Source organism: Haliscomenobacter sp., assembly GCF_040403615.1.
Taxonomy (GTDB): Bacteria; Bacteroidota; Bacteroidia; order Chitinophagales; family Saprospiraceae; genus Haliscomenobacter.
This window is the reverse complement of record NZ_JBBAKG010000007.1, coordinates 86588-112000: the sequence shown is the minus strand read 5'-3', so window position 1 is coordinate 112000 and position 25413 is coordinate 86588. Positions and strand designations below refer to the sequence as shown.

Annotated in this window: 19 protein-coding genes; 10 read left to right on the top strand and 9 right to left on the bottom strand. The window is 47.7% G+C overall.

Annotated elements, in window-relative coordinates; translation table 11 throughout:
- The 3 genes from ABW391_RS04065 to ABW391_RS04055 all read right to left on the bottom strand — a co-directional run.
- On the bottom strand, nucleotides 1–1407 hold a 1407-nt coding region (locus ABW391_RS04065), incomplete at its 3' end, for a cation:proton antiporter domain-containing protein (protein WP_353480551.1).
- 195 nt (nucleotides 1408–1602) lie between these two features.
- Nucleotides 1603–2433 carry a DUF4846 domain-containing protein gene (locus ABW391_RS04060; protein WP_353480550.1) on the bottom strand — a complete coding sequence of 277 codons (831 nt, stop codon included), beginning with the start codon at nucleotides 2431–2433 and terminating at the stop codon, nucleotides 1603–1605.
- Nucleotides 2434–2767: 334 nt separating this feature from the next.
- The gene (locus tag ABW391_RS04055) at nucleotides 2768–5167 is read right to left on the bottom strand and encodes an alkaline phosphatase family protein (protein WP_353480549.1); all 2400 of its coding nucleotides are present in this window, start codon (nucleotides 5165–5167) and stop codon (nucleotides 2768–2770) included.
- A 119-nt stretch (nucleotides 5168–5286) separates the two neighbouring features.
- Here ABW391_RS04055 and ABW391_RS04050 point away from each other — a divergent pair, with 119 nt between their 5' ends.
- Complete coding sequence (locus ABW391_RS04050; protein ID WP_353480548.1) at nucleotides 5287–5940, top strand: VTT domain-containing protein; 654 nt, start codon at nucleotides 5287–5289, stop codon at nucleotides 5938–5940.
- Between the two features lie 4 nt (nucleotides 5941–5944).
- Here ABW391_RS04050 and ABW391_RS04045 read toward each other — a convergent pair whose 3' ends face one another.
- From ABW391_RS04045 to ABW391_RS04035, 3 genes are all read right to left on the bottom strand, one after another.
- The gene (locus tag ABW391_RS04045) at nucleotides 5945–6469 is read right to left on the bottom strand and encodes a hypothetical protein (RefSeq protein WP_353480547.1); all 525 of its coding nucleotides are present in this window, start codon (nucleotides 6467–6469) and stop codon (nucleotides 5945–5947) included.
- 100 nt (nucleotides 6470–6569) lie between these two features.
- The gene (gene fsa, locus ABW391_RS04040; RefSeq protein WP_353480546.1) at nucleotides 6570–7226 is read right to left on the bottom strand and encodes a fructose-6-phosphate aldolase; all 657 of its coding nucleotides are present in this window, start codon (nucleotides 7224–7226) and stop codon (nucleotides 6570–6572) included.
- A gap of 430 nt (nucleotides 7227–7656) precedes the next feature.
- The gene (locus ABW391_RS04035; RefSeq protein ID WP_353480545.1) at nucleotides 7657–10995 is read right to left on the bottom strand and encodes a WG repeat-containing protein; all 3339 of its coding nucleotides are present in this window, start codon (nucleotides 10993–10995) and stop codon (nucleotides 7657–7659) included.
- 294 nt (nucleotides 10996–11289) lie between these two features.
- Between ABW391_RS04035 and ABW391_RS04030 the strand changes: the two genes are divergently transcribed.
- Together ABW391_RS04030 and ABW391_RS04025 are read left to right on the top strand one after the other, a co-directional pair.
- Nucleotides 11290–12825, top strand: coding sequence for a LysM peptidoglycan-binding domain-containing protein (locus ABW391_RS04030; protein ID WP_353480544.1), 1536 nt, complete (start codon nucleotides 11290–11292; stop codon nucleotides 12823–12825).
- A 114-nt stretch (nucleotides 12826–12939) separates the two neighbouring features.
- On the top strand, nucleotides 12940–13869 hold the full coding sequence (locus tag ABW391_RS04025; RefSeq protein ID WP_353480543.1) for an Rpn family recombination-promoting nuclease/putative transposase: 930 nt from the start codon (nucleotides 12940–12942) through the stop codon (nucleotides 13867–13869).
- A gap of 50 nt (nucleotides 13870–13919) precedes the next feature.
- Here ABW391_RS04025 and holA read toward each other — a convergent pair whose 3' ends face one another.
- On the bottom strand, nucleotides 13920–14927 hold the full coding sequence (gene holA, locus ABW391_RS04020) for a DNA polymerase III subunit delta (RefSeq protein ID WP_353480542.1): 1008 nt from the start codon (nucleotides 14925–14927) through the stop codon (nucleotides 13920–13922).
- Nucleotides 14928–15014: 87 nt separating this feature from the next.
- On the opposite strand from holA, the gene ABW391_RS04015 reads away from it, so the two are divergent.
- Genes ABW391_RS04015 through ABW391_RS04000 form a run of 4 tightly spaced genes read left to right on the top strand, consistent with a single transcriptional unit; the run spans nucleotide 15015 to nucleotide 21754 of the window.
- Nucleotides 15015–17789, top strand: coding sequence for a DUF1553 domain-containing protein (locus tag ABW391_RS04015; RefSeq protein ID WP_353480541.1), 2775 nt, complete (start codon nucleotides 15015–15017; stop codon nucleotides 17787–17789).
- A 4-nt stretch (nucleotides 17790–17793) separates the two neighbouring features.
- Nucleotides 17794–19293: a DUF1501 domain-containing protein gene (locus ABW391_RS04010; RefSeq protein WP_353480540.1), complete on the top strand. Its 1500-nt coding sequence runs from the start codon at nucleotides 17794–17796 to the stop codon at nucleotides 19291–19293.
- 48 nt (nucleotides 19294–19341) lie between these two features.
- Nucleotides 19342–20271, top strand: coding sequence for a sugar phosphate isomerase/epimerase family protein (locus ABW391_RS04005; protein ID WP_353480539.1), 930 nt, complete (start codon nucleotides 19342–19344; stop codon nucleotides 20269–20271).
- A 52-nt stretch (nucleotides 20272–20323) separates the two neighbouring features.
- A complete protein-coding gene (locus ABW391_RS04000) occupies nucleotides 20324–21754 on the top strand; it encodes a c-type cytochrome domain-containing protein (protein WP_353480538.1) in 1431 nt (476 codons plus the stop codon).
- A gap of 3 nt (nucleotides 21755–21757) precedes the next feature.
- On the opposite strand, the gene mqnB is transcribed toward ABW391_RS04000, so the two are convergent.
- Both mqnB and ABW391_RS03990 read right to left on the bottom strand, forming a co-directional pair.
- Nucleotides 21758–22447, bottom strand: coding sequence for a futalosine hydrolase (gene mqnB, locus ABW391_RS03995; RefSeq protein ID WP_353480537.1), 690 nt, complete (start codon nucleotides 22445–22447; stop codon nucleotides 21758–21760).
- Nucleotides 22448–22457: 10 nt separating this feature from the next.
- Nucleotides 22458–23279 carry a PorV/PorQ family protein gene (locus ABW391_RS03990; protein WP_353480536.1) on the bottom strand — a complete coding sequence of 274 codons (822 nt, stop codon included), beginning with the start codon at nucleotides 23277–23279 and terminating at the stop codon, nucleotides 22458–22460.
- A 204-nt stretch (nucleotides 23280–23483) separates the two neighbouring features.
- Here ABW391_RS03990 and ABW391_RS03985 point away from each other — a divergent pair, with 204 nt between their 5' ends.
- From ABW391_RS03985 to ABW391_RS03975, 3 genes are all read left to right on the top strand, one after another.
- A complete protein-coding gene (locus ABW391_RS03985; protein WP_353480535.1) occupies nucleotides 23484–24533 on the top strand; it encodes a PorP/SprF family type IX secretion system membrane protein in 1050 nt (349 codons plus the stop codon).
- Nucleotides 24534–24641: 108 nt separating this feature from the next.
- Entirely contained in the window at nucleotides 24642–24932 is a 291-nt protein-coding gene (locus ABW391_RS03980) for a nucleotidyltransferase family protein (protein WP_353480534.1), read from the top strand.
- Nucleotides 24925–25266 (top strand): HepT-like ribonuclease domain-containing protein, encoded by a 342-nt coding sequence (locus ABW391_RS03975; protein ID WP_353480533.1) that lies wholly within the window; start codon nucleotides 24925–24927, stop codon nucleotides 25264–25266. The genes ABW391_RS03980 and ABW391_RS03975 overlap by 8 nt, the downstream gene beginning before the upstream one ends.
- The last annotated feature ends 147 nt before the right edge of the window (nucleotides 25267–25413 follow it).

The following is a 25413-nucleotide window of genomic DNA, read 5'->3' as shown; positions in this document are numbered from 1 at the left end:
TGGGTGCGTTTCCTTTATTTTAGACCGCCGCTGAAACCATTCCAGCAAGTTCAGGGCTGGGCCAGTCATGAAGGTGGTCGCCAGCGCCATCAAAACCATCATTGCAAATACAGCGGGGGAGAGAATGCCCAGGTCAAAGCCGATGTTGAGTACAATCAGCTCCATCAAGCCTCGGGTGTTCATCAAAGCGCCAATTGCGATGGAATTGTGCCAGGTTAAACCACTCAAACGGGCAGGAATGACGCTTCCGATAAATTTACCTGCAACGGCCAGGGCAACAATCAAACCACAAGTTTGCCACAGTTCGGGGGTATTCAGCAAACCAATTTGGGTGCGCAAGCCCGTAAACACAAAAAACAAGGGCAACAAAAGGACGACGGTCAAATCTTCAATTTTGTTGGTGATGACGTGCCTGAATTCTTCATTTTGGGGGATGATCACCCCAGCCACAAAAGCGCCAAACAAAGCGTGAATGCCGATGACCTCGGTCAAAAAAGAAGACAATACGACCACAAAAAAAATGACCGCAATGACGCTGCGATTGATGGTTTCAAGGCTAAAAAAACGATTGGCCAATCTAGCCAACAAAGGCTTAAGCACGTAAACCATAAACAAAACATACCCAATGGAAAGCCCAATGGTCAGCAAGGCACCCTGTGCAGAACCCGACCGCACCAAAGCAATAATGGCGGCGAGAATACACCAAGCCAACACGTCGTTGACGGCGGCAATGGCAATGGCCATACTGCCCAGGGGAGTCTTGTTCAGCCCCCGTTCCTGAATAATACGCGCCAATACCGGGAATGCGGTGATGCTCATGGCAATGCCAATAAACAGGGCAAAAGCCAAAAAACTGATCCCTGCCGGAGCATAGGTTTGGAAAAGGAACCAGGCTAGCAAGATGCCCATAAAATAAGGCACAATGATGCTGGACTGGCTGATAAAAAAAACGTCCAGCGCAGAGTTGCGCAAAATGCGCAGATCGAGCTCCATGCCCACGATAAACATGAACAAAACAAGTCCCAATTGACTGATCAACTGCAAATTGCCCAAGGAACTGGGCGCAAACAAATATCCGAAAAAATCGGGCGCTACCCAGCCCAACAAAGAGGGTCCCAGCAAAATACCCGCAACAATCTCTCCAACCACGGTAGGCTGCCCAATCTTGTTCATCACCCAGGCCAATAAGCGCGCCATGGCAATGATGGTCAAAATTTGTAGAAGAAAAAGGCTCAAGGGGTGTTTCAACCCCTCCTGAATAGAGTGCCAAATGGGCTGATTGGCCGTTGGCAGACTGGATTCAAGGCCATTGTTGATTTCGAGCAATTGGCCTTGCCGCAATATCCACCATGCCGCAACCACCAAAAGTACAATTGCCAAAACATAGGGGATCCAATTTTTTTTCATTCCTCAGCTAATTTATGGGGCGATAAAAAAATAAGTGTTTCATTTTGTCAAAGGGTTAGATGAGTAAACGGTTCACTTTAAGTGTCTTATCTAATTCTTTGGCTCAAAGAAAATGAACACTTATTTTTGCCCCACTACTTTGGCACAAACTACAAATTAGGAACGGTTGAACCCTAAACTTTGGCACAGCATATTTTAAAAGCGCCGCAACTGGGTCTTCAAAAAAGTCCATTCCGGGGTCAGCACCTCTGTTCCACTGGCCTTGAGGCTGTACCAGGGGCTCAATTCTGAGTCATTGAAATTTTGCAAAATGTGGATTTCCTGCGCTGGCATGTAGCTTTGCGCAAGCAGGAAAAGTTTCTCCCCTGTAGCAGGATTTACGGCCATATCCACCACCAATACCGCATGACCGGGGCTGCCTCCACGAATCAATACATCGCCGATGTTCATTTCATTGAAGGCGATGGGTTTCAGTTCTTTTTCGAGCGATAAAGTCCCTGCATAGGTATAAACCAGATCGAGGTAACTGCGAAACGATCGGTAACCCGGAGTGGCAGCTTCTTTTTTGTACCAACTGGTTTTGTTGCCCACTACCTTCATCCGAAAGCCCTCTTTCCACTTGCCGTAATCACAGCGAAATCCATTGGTAAAATTGAAGTGGATGTCCTGAAATCGCGCCTGACCGAACAGGTACTCGGCGCGCATGCGCATCACTGCATCGGCGCATTGCTGCAAATCGCGGCTGCCTACATCCAACGTCAACACTGCCACATGCACATTGGCCATTTTGGGCACGCCGTTGAATAAGGTTACGCCGCTTTGGTCAGGTTTGAGGGTCAATTGGCGCAGGTAAGCACCAAAACTGCCTTCTGGTGCAGTTACTCTTTCGAATTTTTGGGGCAATTTAATCCGGGTCGCAATTTTGTCTCCCTTTGGGTCGATGAAGTTACTTGGGTTTTGGCTGCAACCCGATTCCAATATTCCGAAGCAAAGTAGGATTTGCAGGAAAAATAGTTGTTTAGGCATTTTGTTTTTTTGATTAAAGGTAATCACATATAACTCACATTATGCAGTGGTCTAATTATCAAATGTTTTCGTTCACAAAGCAATATTTTTTTGATTTGGCTTCGCCAAATGTTTTGTAACCGCGACGACGCGACGGCGCGACGATTTGTGTGCTTCGCACACTTCAACGTCGTTTTACGTCGCGCATTTGGCCGCGCCAAATGAGTCGTCGCGCCGTCGCGTCGTCGCGGTTACAAAAACAAGCAGCGAAGCTGCATACCCTGTAATGGAAGTTATTGGTATAGACATAATTTTGCTATTCTTCCAAATTATGTGAATACCAATAAGTAAAATCCTAATCCTCCTCCCTCACAAACGCCCCCCGCCGTGGCGCAGGCATTTTCGAGTTTTCTCCCCTTACCGCTTTCCAAACAATTTCACTGAACAGTAAGTCTGGCACCTGATCCAATCTTTGCAAAGGCAAATTGCGAGACAGTTGAGACAGTTTTCCTCTCGCTGGATTGAACTGATCCAGATTGATGCGGTTTTTCTCTGCAACGTAAGGCTGCAAGTTGGGTACTTTGGTAAAACAGGCAAACATTGGAGTAGCTGCCGCGTCAAACTGGCTCATCGGTTTTAAACCCAAAATCAGCTCGATGGTACGCACCATGCTGGATGTGCTGTACATTGAAGACTCAAGGTGCTGGCGTTTGGTGTAGGGACTCACTACCAGGGCAACCGAGCGGTGCGCATCCACGTGATCGGGGCCATTTTGGGCATCGTCTTCTAGCACAAACACTGCTGATTCTTTCCAAATGGCACTTTTTGAGAGGTGTTCAATCATTTTTCCCATAGCCCAGTCATTGTCGGCCACCATGGCTGCTGGCGTACGTGCACCTGGAGCAGCACCCGACGTATGGTCACCGCCCAGGCCAATGATGCTGAGTTTGGGCATTGCGCCAATGGCCAGCAGGGAATCAAAATCAGATTTCCACCGCTCGAAACGCACGGAGTCTTTGATGCCCACATCCCAGGAAGGATATTTGCGGCAACTGCGGGTTTTGAGCGCAGGTGGGATGGGTTCATTGTAGCCGTAGCCCATCTCGCCATAGTTGCGGATGCTGATCTTATTTTTGATACAATGGTCCCAAATGAATCCCTCCTTTGGTACTGAGGTAGGATTTTGGCCTTCGTAATCGTACGAACCACCTTTGCCCCCGTAATTGGTCGGCCAGGTTTTTTCCAGGTAATCGTTGGCATAAGCGCCCATTGACCAACTGTGGCCATCGGCACTCACTTCTGCGTCTACGTAAAAATTGTCGAGCAAGACATAGTCCCGTGCCAACTTGTGCGCATTGGGCGTAATGCTATCGGGAAACAGGCAGAGCGACGGATCGCCATTGCCCGCTTTGATGTCGCCAAAAACCTGATCGTAAGTGCGGTTTTCGCGAATGATGTAAAACACATACTTGATTGGCGAAGGCTGACCCACCACTCTTGGAATGGGGTTGCCCTCCTCCCCTTCTGCCTGGAGTTCGCGGGCTTTGGTGTATGGCGTATTTTCGTACACCATTTTGGTAAAGTGCTTTAAATCAGCCTCAATAGGTACCGGAATGATAGACAATGATCCCTTGAACAAGCCCCCAATGTACTCCGCGCCGCCATGACTGCCGCTGGGTTGAGGGCCGTGCGGATTGGCCAATGAGCCGATGCTGCCCTTGCCATTGGCAACGTATATTTCTTCGCCAAATACCCTTACGCTGGTTGGGTACCAGCCCGTTGGAATAAAGCCTTTGGATTGGCTTTGACCTGATTTGGCCACATCAAAAACCACCAGACAGTTGTTGTCGGCATTGGCCACGTAGAGCGTTTTTCCATCTCCAGAAAGTGCCAGGGAGGTTGGTGCACTGCCGGTAGGCGCATCAGGATAAAGGGCAGCAACCAGCGTTTCAGTATTCTTGCGAGTGGTCAAATCAATGACTTCCACGGTATTGTCGTCGGCACATGCTACAAACAAGCGTTTACCATCCTTGCTTTGAATCATTTCGGTGGGGTGCAAGCCAGTGGGGATTTGAGTTACAATGCGTTGCTGGGCAATGTCGTAAATGGTTACTGCTTTTCCACCCCAGAGAGAAATGTATAGTTCCTTTTTGTCTTGAGAAAGCAGGCAAGTATAGGGTTGTGCTTCCAGCGCTACCTTCTGGCGAAGGTTCTTTTTCTCCAAATCAAGTAAGTACAACGCTTTGGCGTCTTTGCCTACCACAAAAAGGGTTTGGGTGGTTTCATCCAGGCTCATCCCTGCCGTCCATACGGCTTCCTTGGGCCAGCGACTGCCCAAGGCGATCGAGTCTTTGAGTACCAGTTTGTCTTGCTGAATGTGGTAAATGCGCACATTGTTGTCGTTGCCACCCGAAGCGTAAACGGTATTGCCTTGGGCATTGAGGGCCAGGCCGTACCAGGCTTTGGGTACTTCAAGGGTGTGCAGCAGGGTATCTTTTTCCAGATCAATCCATTGCAAGGAGTGGCCGCTTTGGCCATTGTTGCTGACTACCGCACGACGACCATCGGCACTGATGACCAATTGGAGCGGTAAGTCGCCTAATACCAGTTGTTTACCCACCGGACTCAAGCTCCAGCCGTTGGGCAATTCGATGCGCCGGGCGGGAAAAGCATCGTTGGAAGTGCGGATGGAGTGCTCCTGACAAGAAAAAGTGCAGCACCACAGGAGAGCGATATAACAATATTTTTTCAGCATGATCTGGATTTTTCTGAAAAGTACTCCGGCAAAAAGGAAAATGTGCGGCTGCAAGGTGAAGTTTTTGTGAATTTTATGCTTTCCTTTGTAATCTAATTCTATAACTGAAAAGAAAAACGATGCTCCTATTTATTGGTCAGCTGATAAAATTCATCCTGCACATTGATGACAACCTGCTCATCATGGTCAACCAGTACGGTAATCTGGTGTACATCATCCTTTTCCTGATCATTTTTGCGGAAACAGGTTTGGTCGTAACCCCCATTTTGCCGGGAGACAGTTTACTTTTTGCAGCTGGCGCTTTGGCCGCTAGCGCTCAAAAACTGGACATTACCATTTTGATTCTTATCTTTTTTGTGGGCGCAGTATTGGGCAATACGGTGAATTATGCCATTGGTCGGTATTTCGGGCCACGCATTTTTCAAATCAAAAGCCGCTGGATCAAAATGGAATACCTGGAGCGCACCAAGGCTTTTTACGACAAATACGGCGCAACAGCCGTAGTCCTGAGTCGCTTTGTGCCCATTTTTCGCAGTTTTGTACCTTTCATTGCTGGCGTAGGCCAAATGAGCTGGGGCAAGTACATGGCCTATACGGTATTTAGTGCATTCATCTGGGTAGTGCCCATTACCGTGTTGGGTTACCTGTTTGGCAACGTTCCCATCGTGAAAGAAAACTTCAGTCTGGTAGTCCTGGGCGTAATTGGGATCAGCTTGCTACCCGTGATTTATCAGGTGGTCAAGGGGTTTTTCGCATCGAAAAAAGAAGCTTAAACTGCTATTTTAAATAATACACATAAAATAAAGCCGCCAGTCCCAATACAATCACCCATTCCAGAGTGCTGCCGAGGGCTTTGTTGCGTACGCGGACGTGGATGATGGAGATCAAGGAAAAAATCAAGCCCAGTATCAGGTAAAAACGCAGTTTGGAAACATCGGCGATGCTGGGCCCCACTTCCAGACCCATTTTGTATACGATACTCAACACGATTGGGGCAAGGAGTACACTCACTATTGCGGTAAGGCCGCCTGCCAACCACAAAATGACCACCGGCATATCCTTTGACAGCAAGTGCAAGGTACGCACGGTGCTGCTCACAATCAGCCACAACAAAAAGAGTTGCAGACCAGTAATGACTTTGGTGGCAAAATTGGTGTAATCGCCAAAGATCACATAACAAAGCAGATTGCCTGCTAAAACCAGGATTCCGTAAAATAATCCAGCCAGTGGAACTGCGCGAAGGATGGCCGCCCAATAATTGGTTTTGCTCGAAGAACGATGGGTCGTAGGTTTGGTACTCACGATTGGCAATTTTAAAAAACAAAGGAGCAGAATTTTCTCTGCCCCTTTTCTAAATTGGTATATAGATAACCTCTCTTTTTCTGTAAAACGAACGAGTCGATTACTTATTGGCTTTGGCGTGATCCGCCAGGAATTGCTCCAGACCAATGTCGGTCAAAGGGTGCTTCAACAAGCCCAAAATTGCCGATAGAGGGCAAGTAACCACATCTGCACCAGCTTTAGCCGCATCTACGATGTGCTTGGAGTTGCGAATAGATGCCGCAAGAATTTGAGTATCAAATCCTTGAATGGCGTAAATCTCGGCAATTTCCCGAATCAGTGCCATCCCGTCCCAGTTGATGTCATCTACCCGCCCCACAAATGGAGACAAGTAAGTTGCTCCAGCCTTAGCCGCCAAAATGGCCTGACCAGCTGAGAACACCAGGGTACAGTTGGTAGGAATGCTGTGCTCCGTAAAATAATTGATGGCTTTGATACCATCCTTGATCATGGGTACTTTTACCACGATATTGGGCGCAAGATCAGCCAGGCGCAAGCCTTCTTCAATGATGCCTGCATAATCTGTCGAAATAACCTCGGCAGAAACATCTCCCTCTACAATTTCGCAAATTGCGCGGTAGTGGTTGATGATGTTATCGGTACCAGAGATGCCTTCTTTGGCCATCAGGGAAGGGTTGGTGGTTACCCCATCCAGAATACCCAAATCTTTTGCTTCTTTGATTTGATCCAAATTGGCAGTGTCGATAAAGAATTTCATATGTTTCTAGTTTGGATTGGCGTTGTAGTGGGGCAAAAATAATTTTTCATTTTCTTTGAGTCAAAGGATTAGATAAAACACTTAAAATGAAACGTTTACTTATCTAATCCTTTGACAAAATGAAACACTTATTTTTTTGTAGCTCTTTGACGCATCAAAGTTATAACATTTTGGGCAAAAAAAAAGCTTGAGATTTTCACCCCAAGCCTCGCCATATGAATCATAATCACTTTAATGTTGGTGGGCTCGCGGTAGCAAGCCGTGCGGGTTGTCGTTCCGCTTTGTTGACAATACAAATGTAGGTGCTTAAAATGACTGAAACAACGACAGCGAGACACGTTTAATTATCAAAAAAAAAGTACTTTTTTACATTAAAAAAATCATAAAAATCTATCTATCAGTATTTTAATCTAATTAAAATTAACCTAAATCAATTAGATAATGTCCAAATCCAGTTTCCTTCACTATCAAAATATCCAATTTTATCGCCTTGTTCTACTCTAAAAACGCCTTCACCGGCATAACGGATGTATTCAAAATCGGCGCCAACGATCAAATCTCCCTGCAAATTAGACAAACCGCTGAATCCGTCAATGCGAACTTTTGCGTATCCGTTCTCAAAACTTTCAATTTGGCTGTATTTAGGTGGCACCAACTCCATTCCCCTACGATTGATCACCCCCCATTTCCCATTGACCTGCACCACTGCAACACCATGATTGAAACTACCTGCCTTCTGATAATATCCATTGTACATCCCAGCTTGCTCGGTGATGTAATAAAAGCGGTATTGTTCGTCGCGTACCAGGCCTCGTCCTTCGCTAAAATCGAGCAAGCGATTGATACTGGGTTCGATCAACATTTTTCCATTCAGATCCAGTAGTCCCGCTTTGCGCAAACTACCTTGAGATACCACTGCTCGGCCATCCGAAAAGCGCTGGCATTGTTTGAATACAAAGGGAGTAAGACCATAGCCGTCTTTGGTCAGGTAGCCACAGTTGCCGTCTTTGTAAACAGCGGCACGCCCTTCGGAAAAAGCTTCAGCTCGGGAATAAATACATGGAATGACCGATTTGCCTGTGGTATCAATGTACCCATATGCATCGCGGTCTTTGACTACCGCCAGCCCTTCGTTGAAAGGAAAAATCTCGGTATAATTGGTGCCTCCTACCGGGAGTCCTTGCAAGTTGATCAAGCCAAGTCGGCTGTTTTCCTGGCTTTGTTGAGCCACCGCTAAACCATGTTGATCAAAATTACGAATCTCCGAGTATTTTGGCCGCAAGATCCAGCGGTTATTTCCGTCGATCAAGCCCCATTTTCCGCCCATTTTCACCCGAGCAACGCCCCTATCAAAGTCAAATGCCTGTTCAAATTGGGCAGGAATGTCCATTTTGTTGTTGGGGTTGATAAAACCTATCCCTTTTTCGGTTTCAACCCAAGCCAGTTGGTTGCAAAAATTTCCCGCCCGGCGGTATTGAAAATCGATGACCACATGTCCCAATTTATCGATAAAACCCCAAAAACGTCCCAATTTGACAGCAGCCAAACCTTCGTGAAAGTCACTCACTTCCCGAAAGCGGCAAGGAATCACTTCCAATCCCTCGTTGTTGACAAAACCCCAAAGTCCATCCCTCATCACCGCGAGGCGGTTTTCGCGAAAAGAGCCGATTTGATCAAAAACAGCATTGACCGCCAATTGCCCTAGCGTGTCGATCAATCCATATTTAGGCCGTTGTACATAAAGGCAAATGATTTTATTTTCGGTATTTTCCAAAAAACTGATGTTGTCGTATTGGCAGGGAATAACTTGCTTGCCAAAGCGATTGACCACTCCCCATTTGTTGTCGCACTGCACGATGCCTACTTCATTGACCACATCCCGGGCAAAAGTAAATTGGGGTTTGATGCGCACTTGACCTGCGGTATCGATGTATCCCCAGGTGCAAGACTCACAGGTTAAGGCCGCATTGTCTCGAAAAATTTGATCATATTGGGTTACGTCAGCCAAAGTAACTGGCGAGGCCAGGGCAGAGAGATAATCTTGCAATTTGCCGAGTTCCTGATTGGGTTTTATTGCACCAGAAATGCGCCCGACCTGACTCATCCGTGACAGGCCATCCTGAAACGGGCCAATGAACGAAAAGTCATTTTGATGAAATTGCCCCTTGCGGCTGACCAGCCCAAAACGCCCCGATTGCAGCCAGCACCGCGCCCAGGTACTGCCTTTGCGAAAATCCTCCAAAAAGAAATGGATGGCACTAATCTCGGTGACCAAAGCCCCCAGGTTGTTGTCTACCAGGCCATAAATGTACTCAAAGCGGTAGGTGGTACGCTCAAATTCATAATCTTTGCTGCTGGGCATTCCTACCAGAGTGATACCCAATTCCGGTTCAACTTTGATGCGGCGAAACGTAGGTGGAATCTGGATGCTTCCATCGGCAATGTTGCGCAGGCCCCAACGGTCGTCTTTGGCGGCATAAAACCATTCGTAATTGTCCAGGATGTAGCCTGCCTCATCTTTTTCCAACACACGGGTTACTTTGTGGGATGCTGCACCTACCCGCACACTGAAATGACGATCCAGACTCTGATCAGCCACCAGTTCACCGCGGTCGTTGAAACGCAAAAGATCGAGGGATTCCGCCTGACCTGGCTGGCTGGTTTTTTTGTATGCTTTGGCTTGATTGACCTCCAGCAGTATCTTTCGGTATTTGGGCACAGTCAGTTCTTTTCCCACCAAATTGATGAGGCCAAAATCCTGCCCCAGCTTAACGATGCTTACCGCTCCTTTGGGTGGTGCAATATAACTGTACTTAAAATCAGTCAATTGTTGATCCCCTTCTTTCAACAAGGCCCATTGCCCCTTGAGGTTTACCCGAAAAACCGAAGGGGAATGCAACAGAATCTCATCATAGAGGGGGGATATGATCGGGCGTCCGCACCAATCGATCAGGCCCAGGCTTTTGTCTTTACGCGTAATGATGTAACGGGTAGTCAAAGGATAATAGTCGTCATAAGTTTTTCCATCGGTGACAATGCCTTTGCAAATAGAAGAAAAAAGCAAGCTTTGGGTGCCGGTTTGAAAAATAAAATAACTGTCGGACAACCTGCGCCAGGATTGAAAGCGATTGGGTGCCATTTGACGGCTACGGTGATCGATGGCTCCCCAAAGCTGGTTGCGCCGAAAGAAAAAGAGACTATCGTTGAGGATTTCAATTTGTTCGTTAACGGGACTGAGCAATTCTTTGCCACTGAGCAAGTATAGTCCGAGGCGACCTTCATTGCTGGTTTGGAAGTAGTGCTTTTGTTTGAGTTGCACTTCGTCGTATTGCGCAGGAACGAGGTTGCGCCCTTCGCGATCCATTACGCCCCATTTCTGATTGAGGCGATAGGCCAAATACCCCCCTTCCCAAACCAGCAAGCGGTCGTATCCTTTGGGCAAAATGACCCGACCTTGTAGGTTGACTACCATCCATTGCCCTTGATCCATCACGGCAATCAGCAAGGAATCGAGTACCCGTAAATCTTCATACCGAGGTGCTACCACTTCGTGGCCTTGCCGGTTGAGCATGCCCACTTTGCCTTCGCGTTGCATGACTGCATAACCGTAAAGCTTAAAATCACCAATGGCCTCATATCGGGGTTGAATCACCAATTTCCCTTCTCCGTTGATCAAACCCCAACGATTGCTGATCTTAACTGGAAAAAAAGTCTGCGCTTGCAGCCCGATGCCCCAGATTCCCCAAAAAAGTACAAAGACAATGCGCATAATCGGTATTTCGTTCTTTCCGGGTTGAGTAGATTATGAATGCTGTGGCCGTGAAAAACGTATAATAAAAACGTAATTTTAAGCCAATAATTTTAGGAAGGTAAGCGAAATAAATTACCTGCTTCCAGAATGTATGCAAAATACTAAGTGAATTGTTTGTCCAGGGTAAAAAAACCAAAATGTGCGTCCCAGCAAAGCGAAGGGTGGAAAGGAATTATGCACTGGTAAACGGGATCAAAGCAGAAATCTTTTCAAAATTCCATAACTTTACCTATTGAACACAACCAAAAAAAAATGACCATCACCATCCACCCCGTAGCCCCAGGCGAAACCCTGACCAGCATCGCCCGTCAATACGATGTAAAAGTCCGTCACCTCAAGGCCCTCAATGGCTTGCAATCCAGTCAATTGTTCATTGGCCAGCTCCTTCTGGTTGGCATAGAAGAAGAGGAAGACAAACCGCTGGTTTCTAACAATTCTCGCGGACTCACTGACGTTTCCAGCGCTCAACACGTCGTGCAAGCCGGTGAAACCCTGTACCGCATTTCCATCCGGTACAAGGTCACAATAGATCAATTAAAAAAAGACAACAACCTCAAGTCCGATGCCCTCAGTGTTGGCATGGTGTTGCGCATCGGCAGCAACCAGCCCATTGTAGCCCCCGTTTCTCCCCAAAATACGAAAACCTATACCGTTGTCAAAGGAGATACCCTGAGCAAAATTTCGCGCGAACACAACACCACGATCGCCGCTTTGCGCAGCCTGAACAACCTGAATAGCGACAACCTGAGCATTGGCATGGTGCTCAAAGTCAGCTTCAGTGCGGGTGGAAACACTTTTCCTCCAATTAATCCAATACCGCCAACCCCAATAGTAGTTAAACCACCGACTCCGATACCTATACCAACTCCCCCCATCAATCCCTCGAATAATTCGGCGTTGCTGAGCAGCAAGAATGACACCAGTTACAACCTATACCAAGAGATTCGCCTGCTCAATGGGGAAATTCGAACCTTCAAATTGATCAGAAAACTAAATGGCTACAGCCTCTCAGGCCAAGCTCGAACTGTACCTACGCACGCAGCCATTGCCGCCGTTGGTCTGACGCCACAAGTCTTCAATGCCCTGCAGTTTTGCAAGAAAGTGGAAGGCCATTACGATGCCATCAATACCTACGATGTGGGCATTTTTTCTTACGGCTTCATCCAGTTTGCCGCCAAGTTCAGCCTCAATCCGCTGTTGCAAAGCATGAAAACCCATGCTCCATTTCCCTACCAACAAACCTTTGAGCGGGCTGGTATCCTGGTCAACAATGGTAAGGTCAGTGTGGCCTCGGCACCATCTATTCAGGATCAGGTTCAGGTATGGGAGTACATCAAGTCGCAGTCTGATTTGTTTGTGCCGTTTATTCAGGCAGGGTTTGTGCCCGAGTTGGTGGTTGAGCAATACCGGGTGGCCAATGCCCTGTACGCAGTGCCTTCGCTTAGCGCAATGCTGAACTTGAATTTGGCCAATGGAGCTCGAATATCCGCCCCCGTATCCAGCGTTTTGCGCGATTTGGAAACGCAGGCCCTGGCCATTGCCATGGGCGTAAACCTCGGGCCGAATTACATGGCCCTGGTACTCAGCGAGGCCCTTAGTGATCTGGCCCAAAGTCGCAGTATTGCGGATATAGGCTTCCTGGCCAGCACTTCCTGGCGAGACATTTGTAGCCATTTGATCGCTTTTGAAACGGTACCTCGGGGTGATCAATCCCGGCGCAAGAGTCCATTGACGATTGAACGGGCCAGAAAAATATTGGAGCTGGGCGTGCCAGTTGTGTTGGTTTAGAGCAGTTGTGGAGGTGCCTGCGACATGCAATCAAGCGAAACATTTACTTAAAAATGAAATTAAAAGTTTCATTTCACCGAGAAAACCATTATCTTTGTACAAAATAACTGCTTAATGGAAGAGCCAGTTTTTATCAATCCATTTACGGACTTTGGTTTCAAAAAAATCTTTGGCGAGGAGCAAAATAAAGATCTTCTCATTGATTTTTTAAATGAATTGCTGGCTACTCAAAACCAACACATTAGCGACCTGACTTTCAAAAAAACCGATCGTTTGGGCATTACCGACCTCGATCGTAAAGTAGTGTTCGATTTATATTGCGAAAATGAGCGCGGCGAAAAGTTTACCGTCGAATTGCAAAAAGCCAAACAAGCTTTCTTCAAAGACCGCATGCTCTATTACAGCAGCTTTTCGGTTCAAGAGCAAGGCCTTAAGGGCAATTGGGATTACCAACTCAAAGCCATCTATGTGATTGCAATTCTGGATTTTATCATGGATGAGCAAAACCACGATAAAATTGTCGTCAGCAAAAACAAGTTGATGGACATTGATCGCTATCGCATTTTTTATGACAAACTCACTTTTGTTACCCTCCAAATGCCCAATTTCACCAAAACCGAGGCCGAACTTGTTACCAACTTTGACAAATGGCTTTATGTGATCAAAAACCTCCATCAACTCGACCATATTCCAGGAACAATCCAGGAAAAAATCTTTAAAAAACTGTTCCAGGTCGCTTCGTACACAGCATTGAGCAAATCGGATAAAGAGAAATATGAAGAAAGTGTGAAGTATTACAATGATTTAAAAAACTCATTGGACACTGCCCATCAAGAAGGTTATCAGGAAGCACAGGCAATTTATGAAGTAGAATTGGAAGAGGAACGCAAACAAAAAGAAGAAGTGCAACAACAAATGAGTGCGCTTCAACAACAATTGATCGAAACCATTCGGAATATGCACAGCCTTGGCCTGAGTGCGGAGCAAATTGCTCTGGCTACCAATCGTCAGATTGCTGAGATTGAAGGAATATTAAGCAAGTAAGCTATTGCTGCTGTATAGTTGGGGCAGAGACAATACTTGTGGCCTCCCCCCTAATGCAACAACAAATAAATCATTTCCCGCAACAAATCCACTTCTGCCTTGCCCGTGCTGTTGTAGTTCACCCCTTTAGATTTCAGGTCGAATTCTTTCAGCACTTTTATCGCCTTCTCTGCGCGAGGCCGGTTGAAAAAACGGGTAGCTTCACGGTAATCTTTGAGAAAAAATGCCGAGCGCAATTGCAGCGCATCCAATTGTTCTTTTTCGGAAGCCTGCAAGAAAAAATTCAGCAAATACACCTTGCTGAAAAAACCATACAGCGATGAAATGACCACGGTGAGCGGGTTGCGCTTGGGGTTGGAAGCAAAATAATTGGCGATGCGGTTGGCTTTGAGTACGTCTCGCTGGCCAAGGGCTTTTTGTAGTTCAAAAACGTTGTAGTCCTTGCTGATGCCAATTTGCTCTTCAATGTGTTTGGTATTGATCTCCGTGCCTGGCGGCAGGTTGATGGCCATTTTGTCCAATTCGTTGGCTACCCTGCTCAGCTCCGTGCCCAGGTATTCCGCAATGAGGGCGGCGGCATCCGATTTGATTTGCAGTTTTTTGTCTTTGAGGTAATCCTGAATCCAGTTGGGCACCTGGTTTTCGTACAAGCGTTTGGATTCAAATACCACGCCATTGGCCTGAACGGCTTTGCCGAATTTGGAATTGAAGTTGTATTTGCCATTTTTGTGGCAAATCACCAGAATCGTACTGTCAAGCGGCCTTTCTACATAGGTCTGCAAATCCTTGAGGGTCTTCATGTCTTGCGCCTCTTTCAGAATCACCACCTGGTGCTGCGACATCATTGGGTAGCGCCGCGCCACATCAACAATTGTGAGGTGGTCTACGTCCTTGCCGTACACAATGGTTTGGTTGAAAGCCCTTTCGCTTTCATTAAGCACTTCATTTTCAATGCAATCGCTGATCACATCGATAAAGTAAGCCTCTTCACCATGCAGGAAGTACAAGGGCTTGTATTGTTTCTGTTTGAGCGATTTGATGATTTCTGGAAAAGTCATGGCGGCAAATTTATTGCAAAAATCTTAGGCTTTGCTAATCATTTTTCCACACTTTGTTTATATTCGAGCCACAACCGTGAAAACAAAATGAAATTGTCCCTTTTTCAAAATAGTCGTTTTTTTCTATGGAGCATTTGTCTCCTTTTGCTCATTCTATTGTTGGCCAATTGGGTGGGGCTGAATGAAGAAGCCGTGCATTTCAACACCCAAGTCAAACCCATCTTCAACAAGAAATGCATCAGTTGCCACGGTGGAGTGAAAAAAAAGAGCGGATTCAGCATGATGAACCGCGATGAGCTGCTTCGCCCCAACGAATCGGGCAAGCCCGCCATCGTACCTGGCAAACCCAACGAAAGCGAGCTGATGCGCCGCATTACTTTACACGATCCCGAAGAGCGCATGCCTTTTGAGGCCGCGCCGCTTTCAACTGCCGAAATTGCCACTTTGCGGCAATGGATCAAGGAAGGCGCAATCTGGGGCACGCATTGGGCTTATGTACCCGTGCAGCCCCTGAAAGCACCTGCCCTGAATGGCTTTTGGGGCTTGTTTCCGGCCAAAGGCAGCGATTGGGCGAGGACTGATATTGACAAGTTTATTTTTGCAAAGCAACAAGAACAAGGGCTAGGTCATTCCCCCAAAGCCTCCAAAGCAACTTTGCTGCGCCGGGTGAGCCTGGATCTGATTGGTATGCCTGCACCTGATGCCATTGCTCAAGCTTATTTGAAAGATTCCAGTCCACAGGCTTTTGAGAAATTGGTAGATGCCCTGCTGGCTTCGCCGCGTTTTGGCGAGCGCTGGGCTTCCGTCTGGCTCGACCTGGCTCGCTATGCCGATACCAAAGGTTACGAGCGCGACCCCGGCAGGCAAATCTGGCGCTACCGCGATTGGTTGATTCGCGCTTTGAATGCCGGTATGCCTTATGACCAGTTTTTGACAGAACAAATTGCTGGCGACCTGCTGCCCAATCCCAGCGATGAGCAGTATTTGGCCACAGCTTTTCACCGCAATACCACCACCAACGACGAAGGCGGTACCGACAACGAAGAGTTTAGGGTAGCCGCAGTGCTGGATCGCGTCAATGCCACGTTTGAAGGGCTTTTGGGCACTACTTTTGCCTGCACGCAGTGCCACGGGCATCCTTATGAAGACATCAAGCACGACGAATATTACCGGGTTTTGGCCATTTTCAACAATACCCGCGACGAAGATACCTACGAGGATTATCCGCTGTTGCGTCACTATCCCACTGCTGATAGCTTGAAACTCGACAGTTTGTGCGCCTGGGTGGCCAAAGTCAGCACCCCGCAACGCAGCCTGGAAATGTATACTTTCCTCAAAACCCTGCAACCTTCCGTCAATTCCATCACTGGCGACCGTTTTGTCAACAGCGAATTGTACGATACCAAAACCCTGGTGCTGCGTAAAGATGGTACAGCCCGCTTCAAACAGGTGGACATTACCGGCAAAACCAAACTGATTTGTCGCTTGCAAACCTATACCGAAGGCGGTAGCTGGGAAATCCACCAGGACAGCGTCAAAGGCGCTCTGATAATGGAACTGCCTTTGCCCAATACCAAATGGGGCTGGAAAACAGTAGAACTAGACATCAAAGCGCCCCAAGGCAAGCACGATTTGTTCTGGGTTTACCGCAACCCCGCCATCAAAGAAGTGACCCAGGGGGGCATTGGTTTTGACTGGTTTTATTTTACCGAGCCATTTCCAGGACAAGGGCAACCTGAATCCAAAAAATACCAGGACAATTTCTGGAAACTACTCAACAGCTATCCCGAAACGACCCCCGTTGCCCTCGAAAATCCACTCCAAATGCACAGGACGACCCAGGTCTTTGAGCGGGGCAACTGGATGGTTAAAGGAAAGGAAGTGCAGCCGGGTGTACCAAAATTGCTAGGAAAATTGCCAGAAGGAGCACCAGCCAACCGACTCGGTTTTGCCCGCTGGCTGGTAGATCCAAAAAATCCGCTCACTGCGCGAACAATGGTGAATCGCCTCTGGGAGCAAGTATACGGCATGGGATTGGTTGAAACCCTGGAAGACCTGGGTTCACAAGGCACTACACCTACCCATCCTGAATTGCTGGATTATCTGGCCTGGCAGTTTATGCACCAGCAGAAATGGAGCATCAAAACGGCGCTCAAAGAAATGGTGAGTACCAATACCTACCAGCAAAGTGCGCTTTCCAACGCACAGTTGCAGGAAAAAGATCCTTACAACCGCTACTACGCCCGCGGCCCAAGGGTAAGGCTAAGCGCGGAACAGGTGCGGGATCAAGCCCTGGCCGTAAGTGGGCTTTTGAGTACAAAAATGTATGGCCCAGGTGTAATGCCCTACCAACCCGAAGGCATTTGGGCTAGCCCATATGGCAATGAAAAATGGCTACTGAGCAAAGGCGAAGACCGCTACCGCCGCGCCGTATACACCTACCACAAACGCACTGGCCCCTACCCTTCCATGCTGACTTTTGATGGCACAACTCGCAACGTGTGTACGGCAAGACGGATTCGAACCAATACCCCCTTGCAAGCCCTGATTACGCTCAATGATCCGGTGTATGTTGAAGCCGCGCTTGGCTTGGCCAAACGCATGCGCCAGTTGGGAGGCAAAGACCTGAATCAGCAAATTGGCAAAGGCTATTACCTAATCCAGCATGCAAAAATTGCCGAAAAGAAACAAAAAGCTTTAGCGGTTTTGTACCAAAAAGCGCTGGCGCAATACCAAAAAAATCCTCAGCAGACCAAAGAACTACTGGGCAACGAAACAGTACAAGACCCGAATGACCTTGCTGCATTGACCCTGGTGGCCAATGCCCTTTTGAACCTGGATGAAGTCATCTCCAAAAATTAAGCACATGGACAAGCCAAAATTCAACATATACCAGGAAGCCGTTTTGAGCAATGCCCAATTGGCTACCCGCCGCTTGTTTCTCAAGCAGTGTGGCATGGGGCTGGGTGCCGTTGCGCTTCAACACCTTTTGGGGTCATGCACACCTGCCAGCAATGCAATCGGCAGGGGAATTCAGTATGATCCCAACAATCCGATGGCTCCGCGTGCGCCACATTTTCCGGGCAAAGCCAAAGCGGTGATTTACCTGCACATGGCCGGTGCGCCATCGCAGTTGGAGATGTTTGATTTCAAACCGGATTTGGCCAAACTCGACGGGCAACTTTGCCCCGAATCGCTGCTGGAAGGCAAGCGGTTTGCATTTATTCGGGGCGTACCCAAGATGCTGGGACCTTGCGCCAATTTCCAACAACGCGGCCAGTCTGGTGCCTGGGTTTCGGACATTTTGCCTCATTTTGCCGAAGTGGCCGACGAAGTTTCTTTTCTCAAGGCAGTATACACCGACCAGTTCAACCACGCTCCTGCCCAATTGATGATGCAAACAGGCAGTGCCAGACTAGGCCGGCCAAGCATGGGTGCCTGGGTAACCTACGGGTTGGGTTCTGAAAACAGCAACCTACCCGGATATGTCGTGCTGACCTCCGGCGGCCAAAACCCCGATGCGGGCAAGGCAGTATGGGGCAGCGGATTTTTACCCTCGGTATATCAAGGAGTGCAGTGCCGTTCGGTGGGTGAGCCCGTGTTGTACCTGCAAGACCCCCATGGCATTGACCGCGATTTGCGCAAAGCATCCATTGAAGCCATCAACGAGGTGAACCGCAATACCTACGAAGAATTTCAGGATCCCGAAATCCTGTCGCGCATTGCCCAATACGAAATGGCTTACCGGATGCAGGTTTCGGCACCCGAAGTGATGAACATCAACGACGAACCCGAGTACATCAAGGAAATGTATGGCGTAAAACCCGGCAAAGAATCATTTGCCAACAACGCACTGCTGGCACGCAAATTGATTGAAAAAGGCGTGCGCTTTGTCCAGTTGTTTGACTGGGGTTGGGATGCTCACGGGGTAAGTGCAGATACTGCCCTTGACATTGGTTTGGTCAACAAATGCCGGGAAATCGATAAAGCCATGAGCGCTTTGCTGCTCGATCTCAAGCAAAGAGGTTTGCTGGATGAAACCCTGATCGTATGGGGTTCTGAATTTGGTCGTACCCCCATGCAAGAAAACCGCAATGGCCTGGAAGTGCCCTTCAAAGGCCGCGACCACCATGCCGATGCCTTTACCATGTGGATGGCTGGTGGCGGAGTCAAAAAAGGCATTACTTTTGGGGAGACCGATGAAATTGGCTTTAGCCCGGTTTCTGGCAAGGTTTCGGTATACGACGTACAGGCCACAGTGCTCAATCAAATGGGCTTTGATCACGAAAAATTCACCTATCCCTTTCAGGGTCGTCCTTTCCGCTTGACCGATGTGGCGGGAGACGTGATTAGGGCGATTGTTTAGTTCACTATAAACCTAAATACAACTAAAATCCCTCAAAAAAAAAACAAAATGGCACAAAATCGTCGCAAATTTATTGCTCAAACCCTGACCGCCAGCGCTGGTTTGTTGCTGGACAGTTTTGGGGCATTGGCAGAAACGCCACTTAATTTTCAGGTTCCAGCTGATTTTTCCTTGAAAATACTGGCTACCAATTGGGGTTTCCAGGGCAGCATGGAGGCGTTTTGTGCCAAAGCCCAAAAGGCAGGTTACGACGGCATAGAAGTATGGGCACCTACTACTACAGAGGATCGCTTTGAGTTGGAAAGGGCAACCAAAGCACATGGTTTAGAGTTTGGCTTATTGGTAGGCTCCGGGAGTAGTGATTTCAAAGAACATTTCACCCAATTTATTCAATACCTGAAGAATGCAACTCCGCTCAAGCCACTGTACATCAATTGCCACTCTGGCAAAGATTACTTTACTTTTGACCAAGCCCAAAACATCCTGGAGCTGAGTACTACCGCAGGTAAAGCCGCAGGTGTTCCAGTTTACCACGAGACCCATCGCGGTAGAATTTGTTATTCTGCTCCCGTGACTCGTGCCCTGATGGATCGCATTCCAAACTTGCGCCTTACCTTGGACATTTCCCATTGGTGCGTGGTATCCGAATCTTTGCTGGATGACCAAAAAGAAACCGTCAACCTGGCTCTCTCCCGCACCGACCACATCCATGCCCGGGTAGGCCACCAGGAAGGGCCACAAGTCACCGACCCCAGAGCACCAGAATGGGCCAGTGCACTCAAAGCACACTTGGCCTGGTGGGACAAAGTAGTGGAATTCAAAGTACAACAGAAACAACCATTGACCATTTTGACCGAGTTTGGTCCACCGATGTACATGCCTACTGTACCGTACACACAGCAACCATTGGCCGACCAATGGGGCATCAATGTGTACATGATGGAACTGTTGCGGTCGAGGTATTTGGTGAAAAAGTAGTTCTTTTTCCAACTTTTAAACAGACCGAATTTCAACCATTCAATTGCCATCGATGCTGTCATTTTTAGGCCATTTTCATCCGTTGCTCGTTCATTTACCCATTGGCATTCTGTTGCTGGGGGTGTTGTTTGCGCGGCTGGGCCGCTGGGAAAGATTTGCCCATTTGCGAGCTGTTGTGCCAATTACGCTCCTGTTGGGCACTTTTTCGGCCATTTTATCTTGTTTTACGGGGTATTTGTTGTCGTTGAGCGGAGAATACGATGTTACCGTTTTGGATCAGCACCGCTATTTGGGTATTGCCGTAGCCGTTTGGGGATCGCTGATGTGGATTTTTAACCGTTCGGCTTTGGTTCAGAAGCGAGCCTGGCTGTTTCAATTGTTGCTGGTGGTATTGGTTTCAGCGGCAGGGCATTGGGGCGGTTCGCTTACCCATGGCAGTGATTACTTGGTTCAGGAATTGCCCGAACCTTATCGAAGCTGGTTGGGCGTACCTGCCAGTGCTGCCAAAGTTCAGAAATTTGACAACATCCCCGAAGCCAATGCTTATGCAGCAGTGGTAGCGCCCTTGTTGCAGGAAAAATGCATCAACTGCCATGGCGCAACCAAGCAAAAAGGCAAATTGCGGCTCGACAACCCTGAATTCATTCAGAAAGGAGGGAAAAACGGCCAGATCATCATTGCGGGCAAGGTTGCCGATAGTGAACTGATGCGCCGTTTGCTCTTGCCCAAATCAGATGATGAACACATGCCGCCCAAAGAAAAAAATCAGCTCACGGAGGCAGAGGTCAAGTTGCTGCACTGGTGGATTGAAACCGGAGCTGCTTTTGATAAAAAAGTGAAAGACTTGCCGCAAACTGCGGAGGTTTCGCCTTTGCTTGCCGCACTGCAAAACGGGATTAATACTGCTCCAGCGCCAGAACCCTCAATTTGGCCAACTGTTGAATTTGGCCAACCCGATGCCAAGGCCATTGCTGTCTTGAAAGCGGCTGGTGCAGTAGTACTGCCTTTGGGACAAAATGAAAACATGCTGTCGGTCAATTTCATCAACCTACCCAATGCGGGAGCCAAGGAACTGGCCCTGCTGAAGGGTGTAGCCCAAAACCTGGTTTCCTTGCGCCTGAGTGGCGTTGCCCTGGGTGACCAGGAACTTAAAGCCATGGTAGAATTGCCGTACTTGACCAAGTTGTTTTTGGATGGCACCAAAATCACCGATGCAGGTCTCGAAAAATTTGCTGCCGCCAAATACCTGAATTACCTGAATGTAGTCAATACCCAGGTGAGCAGGGCTGGTTTGGAAAAATTAAAAGCCGTGAGCAGCTTGCGAGAGGTATACGCCTACCAAACTAACCTCAAAGGCCAGGAAGATTGGCGGGCTTTAAAGAAGATATTGCCCAAAGTGACAATTGACACCGGTGGCTATCAGGTAGTTACATTGCCAACCGATACGGTATTGGTGACCGAGGCCCCCGCAAAACCCAAGTAAGACTTAACCTTGATTTTCAATCAGCGCAACCAGCATTGGGATGAGTACCTCGTTCAATTTTTCGATGGCAAGTGCGATTTCCCAGGCGTCGCGGTTGCGGGGTTCCACGTAATTGGAAATAGACCGGATCTCCAAAAAAGGCATCTGGTACATCAAACAAGTATAAAAAACAGCTGCGCCTTCCATACTTTCTACGCTGGCGTTGCTGGTCCGTTTCAATCTTTCGATGCTCGCTGCCGAGCCGTGTACTTTATTGACCGTGATGCCGTGTACTTTGGGCAAAAAATCATAAGCAGATCCGAAGGTATTGACCATTTTTCCCTCCTGAAAGGGCGGTGCCAGTGGATTGATCAAATTGAGTTTGAACAAATCAGTAAAGCTGCCATCGGCTTCTTCTACACCCAGATCGGCAAAGGTTTCAGAAACCACTTGCACCACTGCCCCCAGCTCCAACTGCGCATCCAAAGCTCCGGCAATGCCAGCATTGATTAACAAGTCGTAACGAGTTGTGGTCAAGGCGCGGGTCAATTGAAACATGGCCAAAGGCAAGCCCACTCCAGTCAGCAAAATGCTCACTTCCAATTCCTGAAAAGTGAATTTGAGCTCCGCATCCGGTTCTTTTAGCTTTTCCAACCAGTTCAACAGCGGGGCAATTTCAAATTGGGTGGCCGCAACCAGGAGTAATTTCTTCATGTTTTAAAAATCATTTCTTTTTTCGGTAGGCAATGCCCGCCGAAGGGGTAAAACCCAAATAAGGATGGTAGGCAGCGGCACAATCAAAAATCAGGTTGTTCAGGATCGGCAAACCAAAACCAAAGCTCCAACCACCTGGAGCCGTATTGAATCCTCCTCGGAAGAAAATGGCTTTGGTCGGATTGTACTCGATCCCAAAACGCAGATCTGCCGGAAAATCAATGTCTTTGGCCAATTCTGCCCGCAAACTGACTTTGTCACTGACCCGGTATACCAATCCAGCACTTAAAAGTCCCGGGGTGTATTCCTGATCCAGGATTCTTTGTCGAATCGCATTGCGCACGTGTGCTGCCGCCCAGAGGTTGGGCAACAATTCGGCTTGAATGCCAATATCGAAGTTGAACAAAGAGCGACTGCCGTACTCGGCAATGTTGATTTGCGACCAATGCAATTGACCGCCAATGCGCAGCTTGTCCGACAATGTGCGGCCATAAGCCACCCCAACTTCATTTTCCTGGTAATCGGCAGTGCCAAAATTGCGCAAAGTGAGTCCAAAAACGCCAGAAAAAGTAGGCAAGGCCGCACCAATCGCCGCCTGATTCAGGTCTGAAAGTAGGAAACGTTGTTCTACGTAAGCCATCGCCGATAGCTCCTCGACCCCTGCCAATCCTGCCTGGTTGCCAAAAAGGCTATTTACGTCCGTAAAATTAAGGTTGGTTTTGCCCAGGCCATTGCTGCGTGGTGAGCTGGACATCAGCAGGGCGTTTTGGCCTTGCAAAATGTGAAAAGTAGATCCAAGAATTAGAACACTGAGTAAGAATAGGCGATTCATGGAGGTGATGGTTGGACAGTGGTAAAACTAAGGAATTTAGTTGAGCTACTCAATCCTCCGTCAATAAATTAACGTACCCAGCGCATGGGTTCCTGTATTAGGCTGCTTTTTGTATTTTTGAAAAAGATTATGAATGTTAAACCGTTTAAATATTGGCCAAGAAAGCCAAATGCGGATTATCTTAGAGCCGAATAATTCCAAAACATGAAGCAAACCATACTACTTTCCGTCCTGTTTTTGTCGTTTTTAGCAAAAATACAGGCCCAAGACCCCCGCTTCGCTCAATTTTATGCTGCCCCCATCCATGTCAATCCAGCAATGGCGGGCGTTTCCAGTGGTTCTGCGCGGATGGCCCTCAATTACCGCGATTTGTACTACAGCCTTTTGGGCAACAAACCCTTTCGCACCATTTCAGCCAGTTACGATCAGCGTTTTAGAGCCGTAAACCGCGATTATTTTGCGCTTAGTGGCTCGGTGATGCGGGATCAGGCGGGTTTGGCTGATTTCCACCTTACTCAGGTCAATGTGGGCGGATCTTACCTCAAACAGGTGAATGGCGGGCGTTATGCCTCCAATGAGCAATACATCGTGGCTGGAGCGCAAATTGGATTTGCGCAGCAATCGCTCAATTGGTCAGATTTGACCTTTTCGGCGCAGTACGATGCCAGTGGGTATTTTTTTGACCCCAATGCCCCAACAAATGAAGCATTTGACGGCAAAAGCAGCAACCCTTATCTTGATTTCAATGCAGGTGTGTTGTGGTACGCTGTTTGGGACGACAACAAGAGCTTGTACATCGGTGGAGCCATGCACCACATCAATACGCCTTCTGCCTCTTTTACCGGAGATGATAAAGTGCGGGTTTTCAGGCGATACAGCGCAAACGCTGGTGGTGAATTGCCTTTGACCAAACAACTGAGCCTAATGCCTGCTTTTCTGGTGATGAGCCAGGGCCCCATGTTGAGTGTCACCACTGGCGCCAATATCCGTTACACCAACCGCGAATGGAAGGAATTGGCCTTGCGTACCGGCCTTTGGACGCACGTCAACAACCGCGCCAACCGGGGCGTTGGCCTGGATGCAGTGATCGTAGCCGCCATATTTGAACTGGAAAAATGGAACCTGGGATTCAGCTACGACATTACTTCTTCTGGATTAAGCGCTTCCAATTATTCTCGCGGTGCTTTTGAAATGTCGTTGACGTACATTCGTCCGGATAAGAGCAAGGCGAGATTGATTTGTCCGAAGTTTTAAGGGGGAAGAATGGCCCCCTGTCCATGTGAGAATACCCATTTCCGTCATTTACTTGTGTTTGTGGCTTTGTTTTTTAGTGAAAATCACTTAATTTGTAAAAAAAATATCATGCCACTCATAGACATTGCCACTGATATTCTTGCTGCAAACAAAGATTTGCTCTTTCACAAATACCCCATTAAGGCGTTGGGGATATTTGGTTCTGTAGCTCGACAAGAAGAAAAAACAAATAGCGACATTGACATCTTAGTAGAATTTTCTGAGCCTGTAGGTTGGGAAATGATTGACTTGGCCGTCGAACTTGAGGATTTGCTGGGTTATAAAGTAGATTTGGTTTCAAAAAAAGCCATCCGCCCAAATCTGATGCCTTTTATTGCAAAAGATATTGTTTATGTCTGAGCGATCGGATAAAGTCCTTATGGAAGATATGCTCGAAGCTGTAGATAGGATTTTTGAGTATACAGAAGGTTATTCTTCAGATGCATTTGGAAAAGATAAAAAAACAGTTGATGCTGTTTTAAGGAATTTACAGGTATTGGGAGAAGCAGCAAAGCAAATCTCAGAAGCGACTAAAAAAGAAAATCCTGATTTAGAATGGTCAAAAATTATTCGATCTCGACATGTAATCGTACATGAATATTTTGGAGTTGACCTTGAAATCATTTGGCGAATTATCCAAGCTCATTTAATGAGTGTAAAAGTGGGTTTAGAGCAAGCACTACGTAATTTATAGTTGTTCACTAGTACCTATTTCTCCCCCAAGCAAAGCTCAAAACGGCATCCCATGCGTCAATCCAATCAATCTCTGGGTGAGCGCGGGCAGGCGATCCAATGTTTTCAGTGCCAGTTGGGTGCTTTGTTTTTTGCCAAACAAGTGCTG